Raw genomic sequence first — 20,345 nt, 5'->3', positions numbered from 1 at the left:
CCCAAATAACAGCTATTTGGGCTTGTTGTTATGCAGTGATGTAAGGAAACGTGGCTATGCCCGCTGCAACTTCCGTAACGGTAAACGCCATTTTTTCATATATGAAAGAACTCTTAGTGCTGTAATTACACCAAATAATACATATAAAAAGAAATCCCCTGAAAATAATTCAAGCCCGATGATAAGCCCGGCTAGTGCTGCCCAAACACCATAGACTTCATCACGGAGGACTAGTGGTTGTCGTCTAGCTAATAAATCTCGAACAATTCCACCACCTGACCCTGTTAAGACAGCAGCTACAATAACGGCACTAATGGACATGTCGAGCTTCACGGCATAGAGGGCACCTTGAATCGCAAATGCTGATAAACCAATAGCATCAGTGAAATTGCCCCAGCGATGCCAATGTTGAATGAGGCGATGTGGAAATAAGAAAAAAATTGTAATTGCTGCAATGGCAATTTGGAACATCATATCCTGCCCCCACAGCGTTGTTACAGGTAATCCTATGAGCAAATTTCGTATAGCTCCTCCGCCAAAAGCGGTTACAATTCCGAGTATATATACACCGAATAAATCGTATTCTTCCTCCATTGCAATTATTGCCCCGGAAATAGCAAAGGCAATTGTTCCAATAATACTAAAAACCTCCCAAGCCAACACTTTCACTCCCTATATGAATTGATCTTTTCTATTAGTTACAAACACTTTTTTGTAGCGTAGAAGTTTCTACTAAGAAAAGTATCAACTAATGCTTTGGAATTATCAGATATTAAATATCCTATTATAGCAGGACGTAATAGATTAATTCCGCAATTTAGATTAGCGTAAAATGCAATTAGAAACAATAGCAAATTTTGCAGGCAAGCTCACAAATTGTTAAGATAAGATTTGAACAAAAGTGAAATGGAGAAGAATAAAATGACTTTTACAACCAATTTAATGGAAGAAACACTAGCGTTAGCTACTAAAATAGAAGAAAAGGTGCGTCCTTTTCATGCAAAGGTAGAGGACATGGCGTTCTTCAACCAACAAAAAGTGCTCGCTGCGTTCCGAAAGCATCAAGTAAGCGATTATCATCTACACCCGTCTAATGGTTATGGCTATGATGATGAAGGGCGTGACAATCTAGAGCGTGTATATGCAGAGGTCTTTGGAGCGGAGGCTGCCATTGTACGTCCGCAAATTATTTCAGGTACACATGCAATTACGCTTAGTTTATTCGGCGTGTTACGTCCTGGTGATGAATTACTTTATATTTCGGGTCAACCGTATGATACATTGCAGTCAATAGTCGATGGCGGCGACAAGGACACGGGCTCTTTAAAGGATTATAAAATCGGGTATCGACATGTAGATTTAATCGATAACAAAACGATTGATTGGGAAGGTGTTGCAGCTGCAATTACGCCAAATACAAAAATGATTGCTATTCAACGCTCGAAGGGTTATGCAACACGACCATCCTTTACCGTTTCGCAGATTGCAGAAATGTGTGCAAAAATCCGCGAATTAGCACCAGATGCTGTTATTTTTGTTGATAATTGCTATGGTGAATTTGTGGAAGCACAGGAACCAACGGAGATTGGTGCTGATTTAATGGCAGGCTCACTGATCAAAAATCCAGGAGGAGGCCTTGCGAAAATTGGAGGTTATATTGCTGGTCGTGCAGATTTAGTAGAAAAATGTGCTTATCGTATGACATCACCAGGTATTGGTGCTGAAGCTGGTGCTACATTAAATACACTCGGTGATTTCTATCAAGGCTTTTTCCTAGCACCACATGTTGTCGCGCAAGCATTAAAAGGTGCCATTTTCACAGCAGCAATGCTTGAGGAAATTGGGATGAATACATCGCCAAGCTATGAGGCTGATCGTACGGATTTAATTCAAGCTGTTTCTTTCCAAACAGCGGAGCAGATGATTGCCTTTTGTCGTGAAATACAAGCGAACTCGCCGATTAATGCGCATTATGCACCAGAGCCAGCGTATATGCCTGGTTATGAGGATGATGTCATAATGGCGGCAGGAACATTTATTCAAGGTTCCAGTATTGAACTCACAGCAGACGGTCCTATTCGTCCACCGTTTACAGCATTTATTCAAGGTGGGTTAACATACGAACATGTGAAATTTGCTATTTGTAGTGCAGTACAAAAAATCCGAAAATAGGAGATAAAAAACTATTCAATACATCCGTTTTGAATAGTTTTTTACAATTTTTCATCAATTCGAAAAAAATATTTTAATCCATGTAAGGAAACCTTACATGACTAGTTGACAGTGTAAAAATTTCGTTATATGATTAGCGGGTATTGGAGGGACTTAAATGAGTCGTGAAATTAGACGAAATATGCCGTTATTATCCATGAATATTGTGATGCAATTAACTGAGCTTTCGGCACGTCAAATTCGTTATTATGAAGAACACCATTTAATTGAGCCGCACCGAACAGAAGGCAATCGTCGAATGTTTTCATTAAATGACGTCGACATACTGCTTGAAATTAAAGATTACTTGGAACAGGGCATGAATATGGCGAAGATTAAAAAACTATTCGCTAAAAAGAATGACGCTGTTGCAACAGAAGAACCAAATTTAAGTGACTCAGAATTACGTCGCATCATGCGTGAAGAAATGCGTCAAGCACAGCGCATGCAAAAATCATCCATCCGACAAGGGGATTTATCTCGATTCTATTAATTAAAGTAAACGTACGCTTTTGGTGAACAGTTTAGATTATTTTAATAGGATAGGGTAATAATAAAAGCTAGACAATTTATAGGAGTGTGGAAAACTGTGGGTAAATACACAAAAGAGGACATTAAACGTCTTATCGAGGAAAAAAACGTAAACTTTATTCGTTTACAATTTACAGATATTCTTGGCACAATCAAAAACGTTGAGATTCCTGTAAGCCAATTAGACAAAGCTCTAGAAAATAAAATGATGTTTGATGGCTCTTCTATTGAAGGCTTCGTTCGTATCGAAGAATCGGACATGTATTTACATCCGGATTTAGATTCTTTCGTAGTGTTCCCTTGGACTTCTGAAAAAGGTAAAGTAGCACGTTTCATCTGTGATGTATACACTGCTAAAGGCGAGCCATTTGCTGGTGACCCACGTAACAACTTAAAACGTATCCTTAAGAAAATGGAAGAGATGGGCTTCTCAAGCTTCAATTTAGGGCCTGAGCCAGAATTCTTCTTATTCAAATTAGATGCAAAAGGTGAACCAACATTAGAAGTAAACGACCATGGTGGTTACTTCGATTTAGCACCTACGGATCTTGGCGAAAACTGCCGTCGTGATATCGTTTTAGAGCTAGAAGAGATGGGCTTTGAAATCGAAGCATCTCACCATGAGGTAGCTCCTGGACAACATGAAATCGACTTTAAATATGCAGATGCAATCACAGCTTGTGACAACATCCAAACGTTCAAATTAGTAGTTAAAACAATTGCACGTAAACATGGCTTACATGCTACATTCATGCCAAAACCATTATTCGGTGAAGCTGGCTCTGGTATGCATTTCAATGTTTCATTATTTAAAGGTAAAGAGAATTCATTCTACGATGAATCTACTGAACTAGGTCTTTCTGAAACAGCAATGCAATTCATGGCGGGTGTCCTTGCTCACGTTCAAGGTTTCACAGCTGTAACAAACCCAACAGTTAACTCTTATAAACGTCTTGTACCTGGTTACGAAGCACCATGTTATGTAGCATGGTCAGCTCAAAACCGTTCACCACTTATCCGTATTCCATCAGCACGTGGTCTTTCAACTCGTGTAGAAGTACGTTCTGTGGACCCATCTGCAAATCCATATTTAGCAATGGCTGTTATTTTAGAAGCTGGTCTTGAAGGTATTCGTCAACAATTAACGCCACCAGCTGCGATTAATCGTAACATCTATGTAATGACTGAAGAAGAGCGTAAAGCGAACGGCATAGTAAACTTACCACCAGCACTTGACGATGCTTTAGCATTACTTGCTAATGATAAAGTAGCGCAAGAAGCTTTAGGTGAGCATATCTATGCAAACTTTAAAGAAGCAAAAGAAATCGAGTTCGACATGTACCGTACAACAGTACACCAATGGGAACGCGACCAATATTTAAAAATGTACTAAAAATAGTAACCGAGTACCTTATATAGGTGCTCGGTTTTTCTTATGAAATGAGAGTAAATAGTAAACGATAGTAATAGGCATTTTCAAAAGAGAGTGCTATTGAAAAATATGCGATGAGGTATTTTTAACCTCATCGCATATTTATTAATAGCCCATATGATGACGGTTCATGTGATGGTGATGATGATGCGGCATATGGCAAGGATCCGGTGGCATTTCACAAAGTGTATGAGTTTCGCAACATTCATTCACTACAGACTCAGTGCAAGGGAAATGATACTGATGATCAATTATATGTTTATTAACTGTTGTTACATGTGCTGGCTGTACATGTGGTACAACTGTATGGATGTAGTTAGTGCGTACAAATTCTTCTGGTGGACAACAATATGGTGGCTCAAATTGAGTTGGACATGTTATCGGTGGACAACAATGTGGACCTTTTGCATGATGATGGTGATGCATATGTTGCATATGTTGCATATGCTGCATATGATGCATACGTCTATCCATGGTAAAACCTCCTGTTTTGATAAGTTGTGGTTCATAACTAACATATGAGATGAAAGACAATGTGGTCTATTTGTATGCCTATTAAGGGCTGGTTAAATCTCTTAGGCAATCAAAATAGGTAGGATTCATGGAGAGTTTCACCAAATTTCAACTGACTCAGCTATTGTAAAATTGAGCTTTGTAGAAAGGTAATGGTACAAAGAAAAAATGCAGATAATATTAGCAGAGAATAATAATAATATTAAAATTTAGATTGAATAAAAATTCATTTTGTTGTAGAATTAACCGTTGTATTGTAGGTTTACGATATTTTTTAAGTTCATAAAAATGAATGATAGTGATTATTCTAAAAGAATTAATGCATAGAATTTTTGCATTGCGGATGTTAATTATAAAAAAAGTAGTGTTTGGGTGTTCCTTTATTACTTTTTAGAGGAATGCTTTTTTTATTTTGTCCCTCATTAACCGCTCGTAAATGCCCAATTGCTGAAGACTAGTAATCAGCGAGAATGAATAAATTTCCACTGATTAAAGTTTCACTTTATACAGATATACATTTTTTGGCGGTTTAACAGTACATAACTAACAAGCCTGATGTATACAACTTCGATAAAATTAGAGAAATGAGGCTTTTAATTATGAAAAAATATCCTACTTCTTCATACTTTTACTTCATAATCCCTTCTCTTATTGGTGTTCTATTATTCATGACACCTGTATTAACAGATGAGGGATGGAAAGTTCCAATTGCTATTTTAGCAAAGTTATTAGCAGGTGTTGTTGCACCTGTTATTAGTTACTTTACTATAATTATATTTGCGATTTCTGCTATTGGTTCACTCATTGCCAAATTCATTCCACGCAATAATACAAAGAATCCAAATATTTTAGATACATTATTTTATGTCAATTGGTTTTGGACAATTGTCCGAGTTATTGGTTTAGTATTTGCATCAATGGTTGTATTTGATTTTGGACCATCAGCGATTAACAATGAAAATACTGGTGGGCTATTAATGAACCCGGACGATGGTTTGGTAACATTTTTATTTACGATTTTCTTATTTGCGGGTGTGCTTTTACCATTTTTAACAAACTTCGGCTTACTTGAATTTTTTGGAACAATGATGGTGAAAATCATGCGTCCTCTCTTTAAAAGTCCTGGTCGTTCATCGGTCGACGCACTTACGTCATGGGTTGGGGATGGAACAATTGGTGTTCTAATGACGAGTAAACAATATGAAATGGGGAACTATACGAAAAAAGAGTCTGCTATTATTGCAACTAGCTTTTCTGTAGTGTCCATCACATTCTGTATTGTAGTATTAGATACAGTGCACTTGTCACGCTATTTTATCCCATATTATTTAACGGTTTTACTTTGCGGTCTAGTGTTAGCGATCATTATGCCGCGAATTTATCCGCTTGCTAACAAGGAAGATACTTATATCGATGGTACTCCAGTAGATTTATCACGTGAGGAATTACCTAAAGGCTATAACTCTGTGACACACGGCTTGGAAAATGCTTTAGCAGTCGCACATGCAAATCGTGATCCTCGCCAATTTATTAAAGATGGGTCTAGAAATGTGCTGGATTTATGGATTGGTGTAGCGCCCATTGTTATGGCATTTGGTACTATAGCTTTAATGCTTGCTGAATTCACTAGTATTTTCGCAGTTTTAGGGAAGCCATTTGAGCCTATTTTAACAGTGCTCGGTTTACCAGAGGCAGCTGAAGCAGCACAAACGATGGTGGTTGGTTTTGCAGACATGTTCTTACCTTCAATTTTAGGAGAAGGAATTGAAGCTGAAACTACACGATTTGTCATTGCTGTCGTATCTGTTACACAGCTTATCTATATGTCAGAAGTCGGTGGCCTAATTTTAGGTACGAAAATTCCACTTAAATTTTTGGATTTAGTCGTTATTTTCTTACTACGTACAATTATTTCACTACCAATCGCAGCAATAGTTGCACATTTACTTTTCTAATCTAAAAAGCAATTGTTCGCATTTAATGAGTGCGAATAATTGCTTTTTCTTTATTTAAATCCGAGTGACAGAGGAGAATACCCGCGGAAGCAAGGTAATACCAACGCGCCAGAGGAGAAATATAGACGTCTGGCGTAAAAAAAAATCTATTTCACCACGCTTTAAAACAAGTTGGACTTAGTCATGAAAAAAATGAATAAATAACAGTGAACATAATACAACGGGCCACATAAATTCATTGAATTGGGAAAAACTACACCTAAAGTGATACGAGGGGTGATAAAATGGATAGAATTTTTTCTCTCTGCTTAAGTTCTTGTTGTTTATTATTTTCCCAACCAAGTGATGCCTATATTAATGATTCGCTCAGTCTTTACGAAGAAATTTATCCTGAAATAGGCTATAAAACGGTTGAATCAGCTACTTCAGATTTTGAACGGCACTTTCATCAAGAACTAAAGCTACCACTTCGAGTACCTCCTATTAGTTTTACACATCATTTTGGTCGGTTTAATAATCTGGATGGTGACATGAATGATTTTTTTGAAGTCACATTTGTTAACGATCAACTTCCTGAGCATCATTATAAAATAACTGTTCGTCCTAATCATTTCGAGTTGCCGTCTAAAAAGGAATATATAGTAAAGACATTCAGATTGAAAAACGGGACGACTTCAACCTATATGGAAATCTCGGGTTTCAATGTTCTTGCTTATGAAAGAGGAGATTGGCAATATATGCTGTGGATTGATAAAAGAGTTTCAAATAAGGTGACACCTGAAGTTTTAGTTGACATCGCTAATTCCATTGACTATACAACGCAAGAAGATAAGCGTGATTAATAAAAAATGCCAAGTCCTTTAATTGGGGCTTGGCATCATTTTTTTGTATTCCAAATAGCCTTTAGAATTATGCTGGATTGACGGAAGCATTTCGTATCGTCATTGTTATGATAGTGAAGAGTATTACACTAAAAACAAAAAAACTACTTAATAGAGTAAAGGTAGTCATATTTGATAGTAGGTCAAACAAAGAAGAATACAACTCAAAAATGATCACAACAATTGGAATTAAGCAAAGTAACCCTATAAAACTGTAACCGCCGATAGTTCCTAAGCGATAAAAAACAAGATTCAACAAAAGTCCAAAGATTAGGAAGAAGAGCAGTAAAACAGTATCAAGTACCATCGTTTGTAAAAATGAGGGAGTATTATCGAAAAGAAAAATAGGATGGATAATGAATAGGTTAGAAACGTAAGTAATTATTTTTTGTGTACAGGCAATAATGAAGGCGCTTATTAAGCTCCAACAGATGAAATAGAGCCCCACATTGAATATATATTGCAAGCGGCTTAATCCAAGTTTTAAAAAATAGGGAAATGTTTTATTTAATAGCTTTGTCGCCATCACCCCGTAAAAAATATAGACAGGTATAGAAATGGAGAGTGCAATGAAAAGATTTTGTCCAATGAAATTATCTAAGAATAACGAAAATAGAACGATTGAAAATAAAATACACCAAAAAGTTATAATCTGTTTTTTATAGCTTTGAAATAATATATAAAAGCTACCCTTAACTGTTTTCATTTATTAGTCCCCACTTTCTGCTGTTTACTTAAATACACGAGCATATCCTGTAATGAAACACGCTCAAGGATAATATTCTGTCCTTCGATGGATTGACCGTTAGCGTAGACAATTGCAGTTAGCTCCTGCATAAACATATGCTTATACATAATCTCTAACCCGTTAATTGCCTGCTCGACATCAGAAGCACTACCTTTTACAGCAACAATATGCTCATGCCATTCCTCCGCTGTTTTCTGAAGCAGTAATTGCCCTTCATGTAAAATAAGTATTTCTTCAAATAGCTCACTTGCCTCATCAATTAAATGTGTAGACAAAATAAAAAGTCTTGGGTTTTCGGTTTGTTGTTCAATTAATAAATCATAGAAAGTATTTCGGGCAGCTACATCAAGTCCGATATAGGGTTCGTCAAAGATTGTAATCCCTGCATTACTAGCAAAGCCTGTGATAATGCCTAACGCAGACACCATTCCTTTTGATAAACTGCGAACCTTATCCTTTGGATTTAGAGCAAAAACGTCGAGTAGCTCCATTGCGAGACGCTGATCCCACTTTGGATAAAAGAAGCTATTTGCCTTTAATGATTGTGCAATTGTCATTTCCTCTTGAAAGTTTCCGCTCTCTGCAACAAAACAAATATCACGTAGCGTTAAAGGTACATTGAAAACATTTTCTCCATTAACAGAGATGTTTCCTTTAGTTGTAGCGATAAGTCCTGATAATAAATTTAAGAATGTTGTTTTGCCAGCACCATTATGACCTAAAAATCCAATGATTTTCGGCCCTTCAATTGTAAAAGTGACATTTTTTAAAGCTTCCTTTTGTCTATATGATTTACTAACATTTTTCACTTCGATTTTCATTCGTTAACTCCCTTGTAACATATTTTGTAATTCTTCATCTGAAATACCTAATCTAATTGCTTCTTTCTTCAATGGCTCTATATGTTGCTTAAAGAAATTTTCCTTCCGCTCTGCAATTAATATCTCGCGAGCATCAGTACTAACAAACATGCCAACACCGCGTTTTTTATAAATTACGCCTTTATCCACTAATTCGTTCACGCCCTTTCCAGCTGTTGCAGGATTAATTTGATATTCCTTTGCAAATTCATTTGTGGACGGAATGCGATCTTCGGGTTGTAGGTGGCCATCTAAAATTCCATCCTCTATTCGTTCGCGTATTTGTTGGAAAATAGGCTTTTCATTGTTTAAAGAATGAATCACGATCCACCTCCTTGGTTAATTGGTTAATTACTTATGTAACTAACCATATAATGTCAGGGTATTTTTGTCAATGTTTATGATGTGAAAAAAATTAGTTGACTGAATGCATTCATTAAGTTAAGATAACTAGCGAATACGAAAGAGGTTCATAGCGCATACCCTCTATAAAAAACTATGGATGACGTCATTTACGCCATGTCCCAAAAATGCGGATATGGCTATTTTTTTTTATTAGGTTTCATGCATAATGGACTTCTCACAACTTGAGGAGGCATTTTTATGGCAGGTAGAACAGATGACCAAGGCTTACAGGATTTAACACTCCTTGGCAACCAAAACACAAAGTATTTATTTGAGTACTCACCGGAAGTACTTGAAGCAGTCGATAATTTGCATACAGGAAACGATTTTTTTGTGAAATTTAATTGCCCAGAATTTACAAGTCTTTGTCCAATGACAGGGCAGCCTGACTTTGCGACAATGTATATTTCTTTTATTCCAGATAAAAAGCTAGTAGAGAGTAAATCACTAAAGCTCTATTTATTTAGCTTCCGTAATCACGGTGACTTTCATGAGGACTGTGTCAACATCATCATGAATGATCTAATTAAGCTAATCGAGCCTCGTTATATCGAGGTATGGGGTAAGTTTACGCCGCGTGGTGGCTTGTCCATTGATCCTTGGTGTAACTATGGACGCCCAGGCACAAAATATGAAAAAATGGCGGAGCATCGTTTGATGAACCACGACATGTATCCTGAAAAAGTGGATAATCGTTGATGCTGTATTATTTAAATGGGTTGTTTGTTGGCTTTTTAATTTTGGCAAATGTTTTAGCCGTTAAAGTGTTTAGTATAGGCGAATGGATGATACTTCCGGCAGCAGCGATACTTATTATTTTCACCTATCCTCTTATTGATGTAATTTGTGAGGTGTACGGTAGGGAAGCGGGCAGTCGAACGGTTAGAACGGGGCTTATGGCGCAAGTGTTTGCGGCATGCTTTATTGCTATTGCCATTGCGCTACCACCTGCACAAGCCTTTGCTCATCAGAAGGAGTTTGAGATAATTCTTGGTGGCAGCATGCGTGTCATTATTGCAAGCCTTGTAGCGTATACGGTTAGTGTAAATTTGGATGTCATGATATTTAGTAAATTTAAGGAAAAGCATGGAAACGGTAAGCTTTGGCTACGAAACAATGCGTCTACGATGGTAAGCCAACTCATCGATACGGCACTATTTATTACGATAGCCTTTTATGGAGTAATGCCATTTAAAGTATTATTAACGTTGTTTATAACACAGTATATGTTTAAATTTTTAGCGTCGATTGTAGCAACGCCACTTGTTTATGGGCTAGTTTACGTTGCGCGAAAATTTGATAAACGCAAAAGCTTTGAGCCATCTCATTACTGAGATGGCTTTTTGATGTGTGCCTTGCCAATTAGATAAGCACTATAAGGTAAAAACGAAATGAGTTTTATAATAAACATACAGACAATCAAGCTCGATAGGAATAGAGTGAGGACTTGGAGAAAGGTTGTCGGTAATTGTACCGTATATGGAACTAAATATTCTTGAACAAGCCAATGAATCAAAAATATACCAAATGAATATTGACTTACTAAATTAATGATTTTTAGCTTCGGCACAATTTGACCAAATGCTAAAATGCATAAAGTTATTGAAAAAATAAATAACATCATATCTAATCGTCTAGATGTGATTTCAGTGGCTCCCAAATAATAGTTTATCGCCAGTATTGATGTTGAAAGAACAACGAAAACTAGCGTAGCCAATTTGTACTTACTAATATTTGATGCAACCCATCGATAATGCATACCGATTAAATAAGCAATTGCAAAGTAAGGAAGCCAGCCAACAAATAGTAAACGAACAAGATTATCATTTTCTATAAAGAATTCAATATTTAGCTTTACAAGAGTCATATATAAAATACCAAGTGCTAACATAATTGGAGTTAGCCATATGCTTGATAGCTGGTATTTTTTTATGATAAAGAACAGAATGTATAACTGGAAGATTGTCATGACAAACCATCCAGAAAAATCTCCTAAAACAATATGACGATACAGCGAATTCCAAAAGCTTTCATCATAATGAAGTAATGCGTTTACTGCATACAAAACACTAGCTGCAACAAATGGAATATAAACAAATTGGAAACGCCGCCATAAAAATTTAGCAGGCAGCTCAACTTGATAGCGTTTTGCTAAAATAATAATAGATAGTAAAATAAATGTTGGTGTCGCGAAACATAATAATAATCTAAAAAATTGATAGTACGGATTTTCGATATACCCGTTAATAATTTCCGTATTAGTTGTAGCGTGTAATAATACAATAGATAAGCAGGCAATTGCCCTCAAAACATTCCACTCATACACCATTTCTATCACCCACATTTCCGCAAATTTGAATGCAACAATTAGCAAGATTGACCCTAACTATTTATATGAGTATCGCATTCGTAGTAAAACTCATTGATTTATAAGATTGAAAATTTTTACCTTATATCATATGAGTATTTTATAGGTGAGAATATCACTTTTCACGGGTAATCTCAGTGGGAATAAAGACAATCTTTGATGAAACTCTTACATCAAAAAATATTAAAAAAAATCCCTCCAATTCCATGTCTATAGCTCCATTTTTGCATATGTGCCATGCAATCACGGAGCATATACTGTGGGTGAGAAGGGGGGAGGTGAGCGTTTATGAGAATTAACTGGAAGATCCGTCTTATGCATAAACCATTTTTACTGTCTCTATTTTCATTGATTTTTTTACTCGCACAACAAGTAGCAGCTATATTTGGCTATGATTTAATGAGTGCGATGAGTGAACAGCTAACAACCATCTTAAATACCGTTTTATCAATTTTCGTTTTAATGGGGGTTGTCGTAGATCCGACTACACGGGGAACCAGTGATAGTGAACGTGCTTTAATGTATCGAAGACCTAGATAAAGAAGGTAAAAATAAATCAAAAGTGTAATTTTACAACAACAAGAAATATGTTATAATATTGAAAAAATAACAAAGTGGGGAGGATGATTGAATGTCGCTTGAAATGGAGCAGAGGATTGCTAAACTCGAGCACGAAATGATGGATTTACGGCAGGAGTTAGAGGACTTAAAGCGTCAACAATCTGTTGGAAAAGCAAGTACACTGAATGTCGAAAAATCCATAATTGAGCAATCTACGCCAAAACCAGCGCAAAACCTAAAGCCAAATTCGATTCCAAAGCCAGATCCGAATCCAAAGCCCAAAACAATGCAAGCTCCAGAAAAAAAGGTACAGCCACAGCGAACGCTAGAGGAGCGAATTATGTGGGCATTACCAAAAGTATTTATGGTAATTTTAGTGATGGGGGTGCTTTGGGGTCTCAAGCTTGTGAGTGATTATGGCTATTTATCGAACGAAGTTAAAATCATCCTCGCCTATGCATTATCGCTTGCCTTAGCTGCAATAGCTTATGTGTTGGAGCATAGAAAAGTAGGATCACCAGCCATAACAATTTCTTTATACGGCGGGGCATTTATTGTTGGAATATTAACAACAGCCGCAAGTGCGATATTATATGAAATCATAGGTTTAACGTCGGCACTTATTATTGCCGTTGTTTATATTGGTTATGGTATTGCTATAAGCTATTTAAAGAAAAATGAGGTACTAACAGTATTTGTAGCGTTCACCTCACTATTTCTACCTTATTTACTAGAATATATGGATTTTAGTCCTGTTATTATCTTAATTTATGTAATCGTACTGTTTACGATGCTACAGTTTGTCATCTATCAACACAAACAAAGATTGGCATTATATATTGCAACCTTTTTCTCTGTGTTAGCTATCAGTATTGAAGCGTTTATGAATAATGACAATCAAGCTGTTTTTGCAATAGGTTTGCTTATTGTTCTATCTATTTTTTACACGAGCTGGTGCCGTTTATATGATGTAGAGTCTTCGTGGAAATATATTCATGTTGGATTCAAATTTAGTCTTGGAGCATTTAGTTTATTGCTCATGAACTTTATCATTAGACCCATTGAGCATGGAGAAGCATTATTACTCGTGTTAGTTGGCTTATTTGCAGTTTTAGCGGGTTATGGCTATAAGCAAAAATGGCAGGAGGCATTTGATAGTGCCGTAACACTCGCATTTATTACACTATTTAATACGCTACTAGTTATGAATTTACCAGGGACAGTGGATCATTTATTGATCCCGTTCATTACCTTTGCAGGCGTTATGATGAGTTTACGTTTACGAGCAAATATAATGAAGGTTATCAGCTCATTTTTATTTATGATTGCACTCGCTGTAAGCTTTCTTATTCATGAGCCATCACCTTTTTTCAGCATAGGTCATGCGAGCTTGATGATGCCTGGAATATATCTCCTGATTATTTATATATATGCGAGACGTCCAAAAGAAACACTGACTGTATTTGAACAGTTTATGAAAGATATGTATGTGATCGATATGTTAGCTGTTATCACAACTGGTTATTTCTTAGCTTATATTGGAAAGATTGATGTCACGTATTTTGCAGGTGTTAGTAATATTACGCATCTGACGTGTATAGTTCTCGCTTTATTATTTGTCGGATCGCTTCTAGTACCAATAAAATATAAAGGGCGTGCATTAACGCCAGCCCTTAGTGTATTTTTCCTTCTATTCACACTAATGCTTACAGCTATGCCGTACAATATGCATGGTATCGAATGGTTAAATATAGTGACAAAAATCGTGTATCTTGCTGTTATCGTAGCAATTACCGTCGATTTACTAATGAAGGGGCGCATTTATCAAATCTATCAAGGTCAAATGGAGAAACTTTTAGACCCAATTGTAACTACAGGCGTAGTGCTTACGATGTTAGTTGTTAGGAGTATACTATTCCAGCTTTCATACAACAGTATACTTGATTGGAAGCTAAGTATTGCGCTCTCTACTATCACATTATTCCTTACAGCAAGCGTTTCGCTATGGCTTAGCTCAGCTCGTCACTTACGAGTACTACGCATAACTGGCTTTATCATCTTAGTTTTTGCTTTTATAAAGCTTATATTCTTCGATTTGTCAGCCCTTGATTTACTAATCAGAGCAATACTGTTTATAACGGTTGGTGGAATTGGGTTGCTACTGTCGGGACGGTTGTTGAAAAAATAATAGAGATGGAAAAATAGCCTGTTAGAAGCATTTTCTAATAGGCTATTTTCATTATGAATATGTGAAGTTGTTAGAAAGCGGGTGTACCAAACATCCGCTGAAATAGAGGAACTCAGTCAAAGAACGCCACGTCCTATGGCAACGACTGAGTGTTGGCCTAAAACCTCCGGCGGATAAGAAATCGAAAAATTAGAGCGTGGAGCGTGTGATGAAAACTGATATAATTAACTTTATCAATACTAGAAGAACAGGAACTGTTTTAGAAGGACAACAATAATTTAGATGGCGCGCATACTTCAAATGTATGGGCGTCTATTGGTATAGGAGGACTTAAAAATGGAGATGGCTTATACAATTATCGTTTTACTTTTTGGGTTCGTTCTTGGCTCTTTTTTTAATGTAGTTGGCTTACGAGTACCATTAAAGGAGTCCATTGTCCGTCCACCCTCGCATTGCACTCATTGTAAGAGACAGTTGACCGCGCTTGATTTGGTACCTGTTTTGTCTTACGTATTTTTAGGTGGGAAATGCCGTAGCTGTGGTCAAAAAATTTCTTGGATTTACCCGTTGATGGAACTTATAACAGGCATATTATTTGCCTTGGCTTATTGGAAATTAGGCTTTAGTATAGAATTTTTCGTAGCACTATTATTGATTTCATTATTAGTGATTATTGTCGTATCGGATTTTGCGTATATGCTTATTCCCGATAAAATACTTTTATTCTTTTTACCATTACTAATTATTGGACGCTTAATATCGCCTTTGTCTCCGTGGTGGGATAGTTTCGTTGGTGCTGTCGTAGGTTTTGGCATATTATATAGTATTGCTGCCTTATCAAGAGGTGGTATGGGCGGGGGCGATATTAAATTATTCTTTTTACTTGGTCTCGTACTTGGCACAATACATACACTTCTGACACTATTTTTAGCAGCCGTGATTGGCATGATTGTTGGGATAGTGGTGTTAAAGGTACGCGGGCAGGGAAGGAAAACGCCTATACCATTTGGACCATCTATTGCGCTAGCAGCTATCATTGTCTATTTTTATGGAGCTGCGTTGATGAATTGGTATCTTGAATTTTGGTAAGTAGTAAATTTTGTGGATTTTTGGAGGGGATAATGTGAAATCAGTTATTGGTATAACGGCCTTTGCGGAGGATGATTTGTCCTCAAGATTGAATGCCGCCTACAGCAAAAGTGTCATTGAAGCTGGCGGTATTCCACTTATAATTCCGCTTGGCGTAGAAGAGGATGTAGCACAAATTTTATCATTGACAGACGGATTATTACTTTCGGGTGGACATGATGTGCATCCATTTCGCTTTGGTGCAGAACCTACACCAAAATTAGGGAAAGTTCATCCGGAAAGAGATTCAGTGGAGCTTGCCTTAATTGAAGCGGCCTATATTCGGAAAATGCCGATTTTTGGTATCTGTCGAGGGATTCAAATGCTCAATGTTGCGTTTGGAGGTACGATCTATCAGGATATTGAGAGCGAATATCATAGTCGTAAATTATTAAAGCACATGCAACAAGCGGCTCGAGGCGTTGCTACACATTATGTTCATGTTACACCTGATACTTTATTAACAACGATTATTGAGGAAGAGAAAATTGCTGTGAATTCATTTCATCATCAGGCCTTAAATATAGTAGCGGAAAAATTGAAAGTGGTGGCAAAATCAAGCGATGGTATCGTTGAAGCGGTAGTACACGAAGATTTACCATTTTGTTTGGGCGTACAGTGGCATCCAGAAGAGCTAGCTATGGCAGGAGATGAAGCATCGAAGAAATTATTCTCTGCATTTGTAAAGGCAAGCTTGAAATTCAAGGTAGAGGCATAAAGCTTTATATTGAAGGAATGAATTTGCGGGTACAATTCAAAATCCGAACGCAATTACGCCAAGAAGAAATCAACACTACATTATGGGGATAGGCTTAACTAAAGATATTGCAAAGAGTAAGGAATCCATTTTAAAGTGGATTCTTTTTTAGTTTTGTTCCATTAAAAAAATGGATAAGAAAAAGAGGTATATGCTCTTTTATGAACATAAAATCCTCTTTTAATACTTGAAAATGGAGATGCTTTTAGTGTACACGACGATAGAGACCAACAACTTGCCCCAAAATAGAAACTTGGTCTACGATAATCGGCTCCATTGTTGCGTTTTCAGGCTGTAAACGAAAATGATTTTTTTCCTTGAAGAAACGCTTTACAGTGGCTTCATCCTCTGCAGTCATTGCTACGACAATATCACCATTATTAGCCGTTGCTCTTTGTTTAACAATGACTAAATCTCCATCTAAGATGCCAGCTTCAATCATTGATTCACCCATAATTTCTAGCATAAATAACTGATCTTCACTTGTACCATAAATATCTGGAAGTGGGAAATACTCATCGATATTTTCAATAGCAGTTATCGGAGAACCTGCTGTAACCTTCCCAACAAGTGGGACATGTATAACATGTTGCTTTTGAATAGAATCCTCTGGCTCTAGGATTTCAATAGCCCGTGGTTTAGTTGGGTCTCGACGAATGAAGCCCTTTTGTTCTAAACGAGCTAAATGTCCATGAACTGTTGAGCTTGAAGCAAGTCCAACTGCTTCACCAATCTCACGTACTGATGGTGGATACCCCTTTGTGCGCACTTCTTCTTTGATGAACTCTAATATGGCTTCTTGTCTTTTCGAAACTTTTTTCATGATTGCTCACCTCTTTTTTCTAATCATTCTACTTATTAGTAGTATAACAGAATGCGAACACTTAAGCAAACATAGGTTCGAAAAGTGTTTGACAAAAACGTTTGTTCGCATTATTATGAGAACATATATTCCGAACAAATATTCTAAAAGGGGTTATGATTATGAACTGGTTAAAGAAAAATCCACATATTACTACTTTATTAGGGGCAAGTCTACTATTTGCAGCATATCTTTTTATAACAGATCCAGGCAATGTTACTTACACTGAAATTGAAATCGAACATGGTGATAGTTTATGGTCGTTAGCTGAACAATACTCTGGTAAAATGAAAACGGATGATTGGATTAAGCTTGTGAAAGCAGAAAATGAATTATCAAACGTTGATATTATTGCAGGTAAATCCCTAGTGATTCCAGTAGTGGGTGACCAGTCCAAACCCATAAATTCAATTGAAATTGCGAGAAATGAAAAATGATAAATACACTACAATCGGCTGTTGTCTATTGCCGTGTGAGTACAGAAAAAGAGACACAAAGTTCCTCGCTTGAACGTCAACAAGAGGAGTTGATGCGCTATGCTAAAGAGCAGGGCTACGAAGTGAAGAACGTTTTTAGGGATAAGCATAGTGGCTATGATGTGGAACGTGATGGCTTACTTGAAATGCTCGACTTTATTAAAGAAAAAGAAGTTAAAGCATTATTTGTACAGGATGAGACACGCTTAGGACGTGGAAATGCTAGAATGGCAGTATTGCATTTATTACAAAAAACTGAAACGGATGTTTTTTCTATGCGAGACGAGGGCCCTGTACAATTAAATGAAATGGATACGATGCTCCTAGAAATTTTAGCGATCGTAGAGGAGTACCAACGCAGAATTCATAATGCTAAAATACGTCGTGGCATGCGTCGTGCCGTTGAAAATGGCTATCGTCCTGAAAACAATTTATCAAATCGTGGAAATCCTAATGGTCAAGAACGTAAGGATGTACCTGTAGAAGAGATTATTAAGCTACGTAACCGAGGCTTCACTTTTGAGGAAATTGCCGTAACACTAAGAGGTCTAGGCTTTGATGTAAGCAAAGCAACTGTCCATAGGAGATATCGGGAACATCAAGAGATTAATAGCAAATAAAGTGACGTATCAATCAGTGGGAGCTTAGTCATCCCACTGATTTTTACTTTAAATAGCTAAGATTGAGGTAATGCAGAGAAGTGGCGGATTCCACCATAATCAATTAACTATAGTATAAAGAACTAGTTATGCCCATTCCTCATCTAAGACAGCATAGTAGTATTCATCCCACCACTCATCTCCGTTAGGAATACATTTTTTAAAATAACCTTCGCGTCTCATACCGATTTTTTCCATCACTCGATAGGATCCGATATTTTCTGGCTGGCATGTTGCAATAATTCTATGAAGCTTCATTTCCTTGAATCCATAGTCCAGTACAGCTTCTGCAGCTTCAGAGGCATATCCATTATTGTAATAGTTCGGATTAAATACCCAACCAATTTCATACGTATGGTCACCAAAACATGGATGGAAAACAATATGACCAATGACAATATTGTTATTTAGTAAAACAACAGGGAAGTATTTTGCTTTATCACCGCTATTTTCTGAAACAAACTTTCTTGCTTCCTCCTCATTAAAAACTCCCTCTGGAATGTATTTCATCACATTTGAATCTGAAGTATATTCATAGACAGCTTGCCAATCTTGAACCTCAAATTCTCTTATAATTAATCTTTTCGTTTTAATAAACAATTTCATTTTCCCCCAAGCGTAAATTGATCTTTTGACCCCTATAAATTAGTTTACACTTCTGACTTCAAAAAATCATGTATTATGTGGTATTTATTGTAAATGTTTATTTGGAGCATTTGAGGCTATGATGGGAGGAGTTTTGAATCGATCGGATTTATAAAAATATTATTGGGCATTATCCTTATTTATCAGCTCATCAATTTTAATATTCATTTTTTTCGCTTCAGATAGGTTATAAACATAAAATAGCAGCCAAATAAGAGTGAAAAGTAAAACACCAAGCAATAATGTGAACAGAGTCATTCCGATAGATGATGTTGGGAGCCAATTTAAAAATAAAGCAACAACAATAAATGTACTTACAGAAATTGCAAAATGGATAGCTATTTGTTGTAAAAATGTTAAACGTTCCACTTGATAGAAATATGAAGGTAATGCACAAGCAATTCCTACAATAATTGAACCTAAAACGTGTTGTGTAAAATTAGCCATAACAGCTTCCAAAAAAATATTTCCAAGAGTCCAATAACCTAAAAGATTAATAAAAACAAAAACTGTACAGCCCATACTTACACCAAATGCGACATTTTTTAAAAAATGCATCTATCCTAGACCCCCAAACGCTTTTTAAATTGCTTTCGATAATTGCGAGAAATCACTTCTTTAATTCCCAAAGCTAGCTCAATTTCCATTGTTCCATTAAATGAAGCTTCAATATTTTTAATTTTTGTGAGATTTATAATGGCTGATTTAGAAATCCGTATAAAATTACTCCCTAATTGTCGCTCTAATTCATATAAAGGTTTACTCAAAATAAGACGATGATCATCTTCATCATATAAAGCTAATTCTCTTCCTTCCGTTCGAATAACAATTATTGAATTTGGATCAATGATATATGTTTTATTATTTGCGATTCCTGTTAAAATTTGCTCTTCTTTTTCTTGTTGTAATAAAGAAATAGCAGCTTGTATCGTAGGCGTAAGTTCAGCTGTATATATTGTTACGTGTGGCTCTTCATACTCTGAATCTATTTTTATTTCTATTTTCAGATTTATCACCTCTCAAAAAAATTATAGCATATACAGCGTTTTGGAAAAGGCAGGTTATTCTTTGGAAAAGGCATCTTACACAACCATAACGACATGTTACTCCAAACATGTTGTTGGCATACTTTTCAATCGTTATATTGAGTTCAGAAAACAAGTAT

At 36.5% G+C, this 20,345-nt stretch carries 23 protein-coding genes and 1 riboswitch; of the genes, 13 read left to right on the top strand and 10 right to left on the bottom strand.

Annotated features, from left to right (window positions below; translation table 11 throughout):
* Window positions 1-54: 54 nt before the first annotated feature.
* Window positions 55-660 (bottom strand): trimeric intracellular cation channel family protein, encoded by a 606-nt coding sequence (locus tag QRN68_RS00265; RefSeq protein ID WP_285394524.1) that lies wholly within the window; start codon window positions 658-660, stop codon window positions 55-57.
* A gap of 261 nt (window positions 661-921) precedes the next feature.
* Between QRN68_RS00265 and QRN68_RS00260 the strand changes: the two genes are divergently transcribed.
* From QRN68_RS00260 to glnA, 3 genes are all read left to right on the top strand, one after another.
* The gene (locus QRN68_RS00260) at window positions 922-2,172 is read left to right on the top strand and encodes a methionine gamma-lyase family protein (RefSeq protein ID WP_285394523.1); all 1,251 of its coding nucleotides are present in this window, start codon (window positions 922-924) and stop codon (window positions 2,170-2,172) included.
* 157 nt (window positions 2,173-2,329) lie between these two features.
* Window positions 2,330-2,704 carry a MerR family transcriptional regulator gene (locus QRN68_RS00255; RefSeq protein ID WP_285394522.1) on the top strand — a complete coding sequence of 125 codons (375 nt, stop codon included), beginning with the start codon at window positions 2,330-2,332 and terminating at the stop codon, window positions 2,702-2,704.
* A gap of 96 nt (window positions 2,705-2,800) precedes the next feature.
* Window positions 2,801-4,135 (top strand): type I glutamate--ammonia ligase, encoded by a 1,335-nt coding sequence (glnA, locus tag QRN68_RS00250; RefSeq protein WP_285394521.1) that lies wholly within the window; start codon window positions 2,801-2,803, stop codon window positions 4,133-4,135.
* 144 nt (window positions 4,136-4,279) lie between these two features.
* Here the strand turns inward: glnA and QRN68_RS00245 are convergent, their stop codons facing one another.
* Entirely contained in the window at window positions 4,280-4,648 is a 369-nt protein-coding gene (locus QRN68_RS00245) for a CotD family spore coat protein (RefSeq protein ID WP_350224321.1), read from the bottom strand.
* A gap of 638 nt (window positions 4,649-5,286) precedes the next feature.
* Between QRN68_RS00245 and QRN68_RS00240 the strand changes: the two genes are divergently transcribed.
* Both QRN68_RS00240 and QRN68_RS00235 read left to right on the top strand, forming a co-directional pair.
* Entirely contained in the window at window positions 5,287-6,642 is a 1,356-nt protein-coding gene (locus QRN68_RS00240; protein WP_285394519.1) for a YjiH family protein, read from the top strand.
* A 284-nt stretch (window positions 6,643-6,926) separates the two neighbouring features.
* Window positions 6,927-7,484 carry a hypothetical protein gene (locus tag QRN68_RS00235; RefSeq protein WP_285394518.1) on the top strand — a complete coding sequence of 186 codons (558 nt, stop codon included), beginning with the start codon at window positions 6,927-6,929 and terminating at the stop codon, window positions 7,482-7,484.
* Between the two features lie 67 nt (window positions 7,485-7,551).
* Here the strand turns inward: QRN68_RS00235 and QRN68_RS00230 are convergent, their stop codons facing one another.
* The 3 genes from QRN68_RS00230 to QRN68_RS00220 are packed head-to-tail and all read right to left on the bottom strand — an operon-like array spanning window position 7,552 to window position 9,455.
* Window positions 7,552-8,229, bottom strand: a complete 678-nt coding sequence (locus QRN68_RS00230) for a hypothetical protein (protein ID WP_285394517.1) — start codon at window positions 8,227-8,229, stop codon at window positions 7,552-7,554.
* Window positions 8,226-9,092 (bottom strand): ABC transporter ATP-binding protein, encoded by an 867-nt coding sequence (locus QRN68_RS00225; protein WP_285394516.1) that lies wholly within the window; start codon window positions 9,090-9,092, stop codon window positions 8,226-8,228. Before QRN68_RS00225 ends, QRN68_RS00230 begins: the two co-directional genes overlap by 4 nt.
* 3 nt (window positions 9,093-9,095) lie before the next feature.
* Complete coding sequence (locus tag QRN68_RS00220; RefSeq protein WP_285394515.1) at window positions 9,096-9,455, bottom strand: GntR family transcriptional regulator; 360 nt, start codon at window positions 9,453-9,455, stop codon at window positions 9,096-9,098.
* 135 nt (window positions 9,456-9,590) lie between these two features.
* Window positions 9,591-9,637: riboswitch (PreQ1 riboswitch) on the top strand.
* A gap of 97 nt (window positions 9,638-9,734) precedes the next feature.
* Here QRN68_RS00220 and queF point away from each other — a divergent pair.
* On the top strand, window positions 9,735-10,235 hold the full coding sequence (queF, locus tag QRN68_RS00215; protein WP_285394514.1) for a preQ(1) synthase: 501 nt from the start codon (window positions 9,735-9,737) through the stop codon (window positions 10,233-10,235).
* Window positions 10,235-10,870: a queuosine precursor transporter gene (locus tag QRN68_RS00210; RefSeq protein WP_285394513.1), complete on the top strand. Its 636-nt coding sequence runs from the start codon at window positions 10,235-10,237 to the stop codon at window positions 10,868-10,870. The genes queF and QRN68_RS00210 overlap by 1 nt, the downstream gene beginning before the upstream one ends.
* Here QRN68_RS00210 and QRN68_RS00205 read toward each other — a convergent pair.
* Window positions 10,864-11,865 (bottom strand): acyltransferase family protein, encoded by a 1,002-nt coding sequence (locus QRN68_RS00205; protein ID WP_285394512.1) that lies wholly within the window; start codon window positions 11,863-11,865, stop codon window positions 10,864-10,866. The two genes, QRN68_RS00210 and QRN68_RS00205, sit on opposite strands and share 7 nt — an antisense overlap.
* A gap of 327 nt (window positions 11,866-12,192) precedes the next feature.
* On the opposite strand from QRN68_RS00205, the gene QRN68_RS00200 reads away from it, so the two are divergent.
* The 4 genes from QRN68_RS00200 to QRN68_RS00185 all read left to right on the top strand — a co-directional run bounded on the left by QRN68_RS00200 (window position 12,193) and on the right by QRN68_RS00185 (window position 16,499).
* Entirely contained in the window at window positions 12,193-12,444 is a 252-nt protein-coding gene (locus QRN68_RS00200; RefSeq protein ID WP_285394511.1) for a phage holin, read from the top strand.
* Between the two features lie 91 nt (window positions 12,445-12,535).
* Window positions 12,536-14,653 carry a DUF2339 domain-containing protein gene (locus QRN68_RS00195; RefSeq protein ID WP_285394510.1) on the top strand — a complete coding sequence of 706 codons (2,118 nt, stop codon included), beginning with the start codon at window positions 12,536-12,538 and terminating at the stop codon, window positions 14,651-14,653.
* Window positions 14,654-14,989: 336 nt separating this feature from the next.
* Window positions 14,990-15,742, top strand: coding sequence for a prepilin peptidase (locus QRN68_RS00190; protein WP_285394509.1), 753 nt, complete (start codon window positions 14,990-14,992; stop codon window positions 15,740-15,742).
* Window positions 15,743-15,776: 34 nt separating this feature from the next.
* Window positions 15,777-16,499 carry a gamma-glutamyl-gamma-aminobutyrate hydrolase family protein gene (locus tag QRN68_RS00185; RefSeq protein WP_285394508.1) on the top strand — a complete coding sequence of 241 codons (723 nt, stop codon included), beginning with the start codon at window positions 15,777-15,779 and terminating at the stop codon, window positions 16,497-16,499.
* 244 nt (window positions 16,500-16,743) lie between these two features.
* Here QRN68_RS00185 and lexA read toward each other — a convergent pair whose 3' ends face one another.
* Window positions 16,744-17,361, bottom strand: coding sequence for a transcriptional repressor LexA (lexA, locus tag QRN68_RS00180; protein ID WP_285394507.1), 618 nt, complete (start codon window positions 17,359-17,361; stop codon window positions 16,744-16,746).
* A gap of 161 nt (window positions 17,362-17,522) precedes the next feature.
* Between lexA and yneA the strand changes: the two genes are divergently transcribed.
* Window positions 17,523-17,837 carry a cell division suppressor protein YneA gene (gene yneA / locus QRN68_RS00175; RefSeq protein ID WP_285394505.1) on the top strand — a complete coding sequence of 105 codons (315 nt, stop codon included), beginning with the start codon at window positions 17,523-17,525 and terminating at the stop codon, window positions 17,835-17,837.
* Complete coding sequence (locus QRN68_RS00170) at window positions 17,834-18,496, top strand: YneB family resolvase-like protein (protein ID WP_285394504.1); 663 nt, start codon at window positions 17,834-17,836, stop codon at window positions 18,494-18,496. Before yneA ends, QRN68_RS00170 begins: the two co-directional genes overlap by 4 nt.
* A gap of 126 nt (window positions 18,497-18,622) precedes the next feature.
* Here the strand turns inward: QRN68_RS00170 and QRN68_RS00165 are convergent, their stop codons facing one another.
* The 3 genes from QRN68_RS00165 to QRN68_RS00155 form a co-directional block, all read right to left on the bottom strand.
* Window positions 18,623-19,135, bottom strand: coding sequence for a GNAT family N-acetyltransferase (locus QRN68_RS00165; protein WP_285394503.1), 513 nt, complete (start codon window positions 19,133-19,135; stop codon window positions 18,623-18,625).
* Between the two features lie 165 nt (window positions 19,136-19,300).
* Window positions 19,301-19,738, bottom strand: coding sequence for a DUF3021 domain-containing protein (locus QRN68_RS00160; RefSeq protein WP_285394502.1), 438 nt, complete (start codon window positions 19,736-19,738; stop codon window positions 19,301-19,303).
* A gap of 5 nt (window positions 19,739-19,743) precedes the next feature.
* Window positions 19,744-20,196, bottom strand: coding sequence for a LytTR family DNA-binding domain-containing protein (locus QRN68_RS00155; protein ID WP_285394501.1), 453 nt, complete (start codon window positions 20,194-20,196; stop codon window positions 19,744-19,746).
* Window positions 20,197-20,345: the final 149 nt, after the last annotated feature.

The sequence above is a fragment of the Lysinibacillus sp. fls2-241-R2A-57 genome (assembly GCF_030209535.1).
Classification (GTDB): domain Bacteria; phylum Bacillota; class Bacilli; order Bacillales_A; family Planococcaceae; genus Lysinibacillus.
Note: the sequence above shows the minus strand (reverse complement) of the source record. Positions and strands in the feature narration are given on the sequence as shown.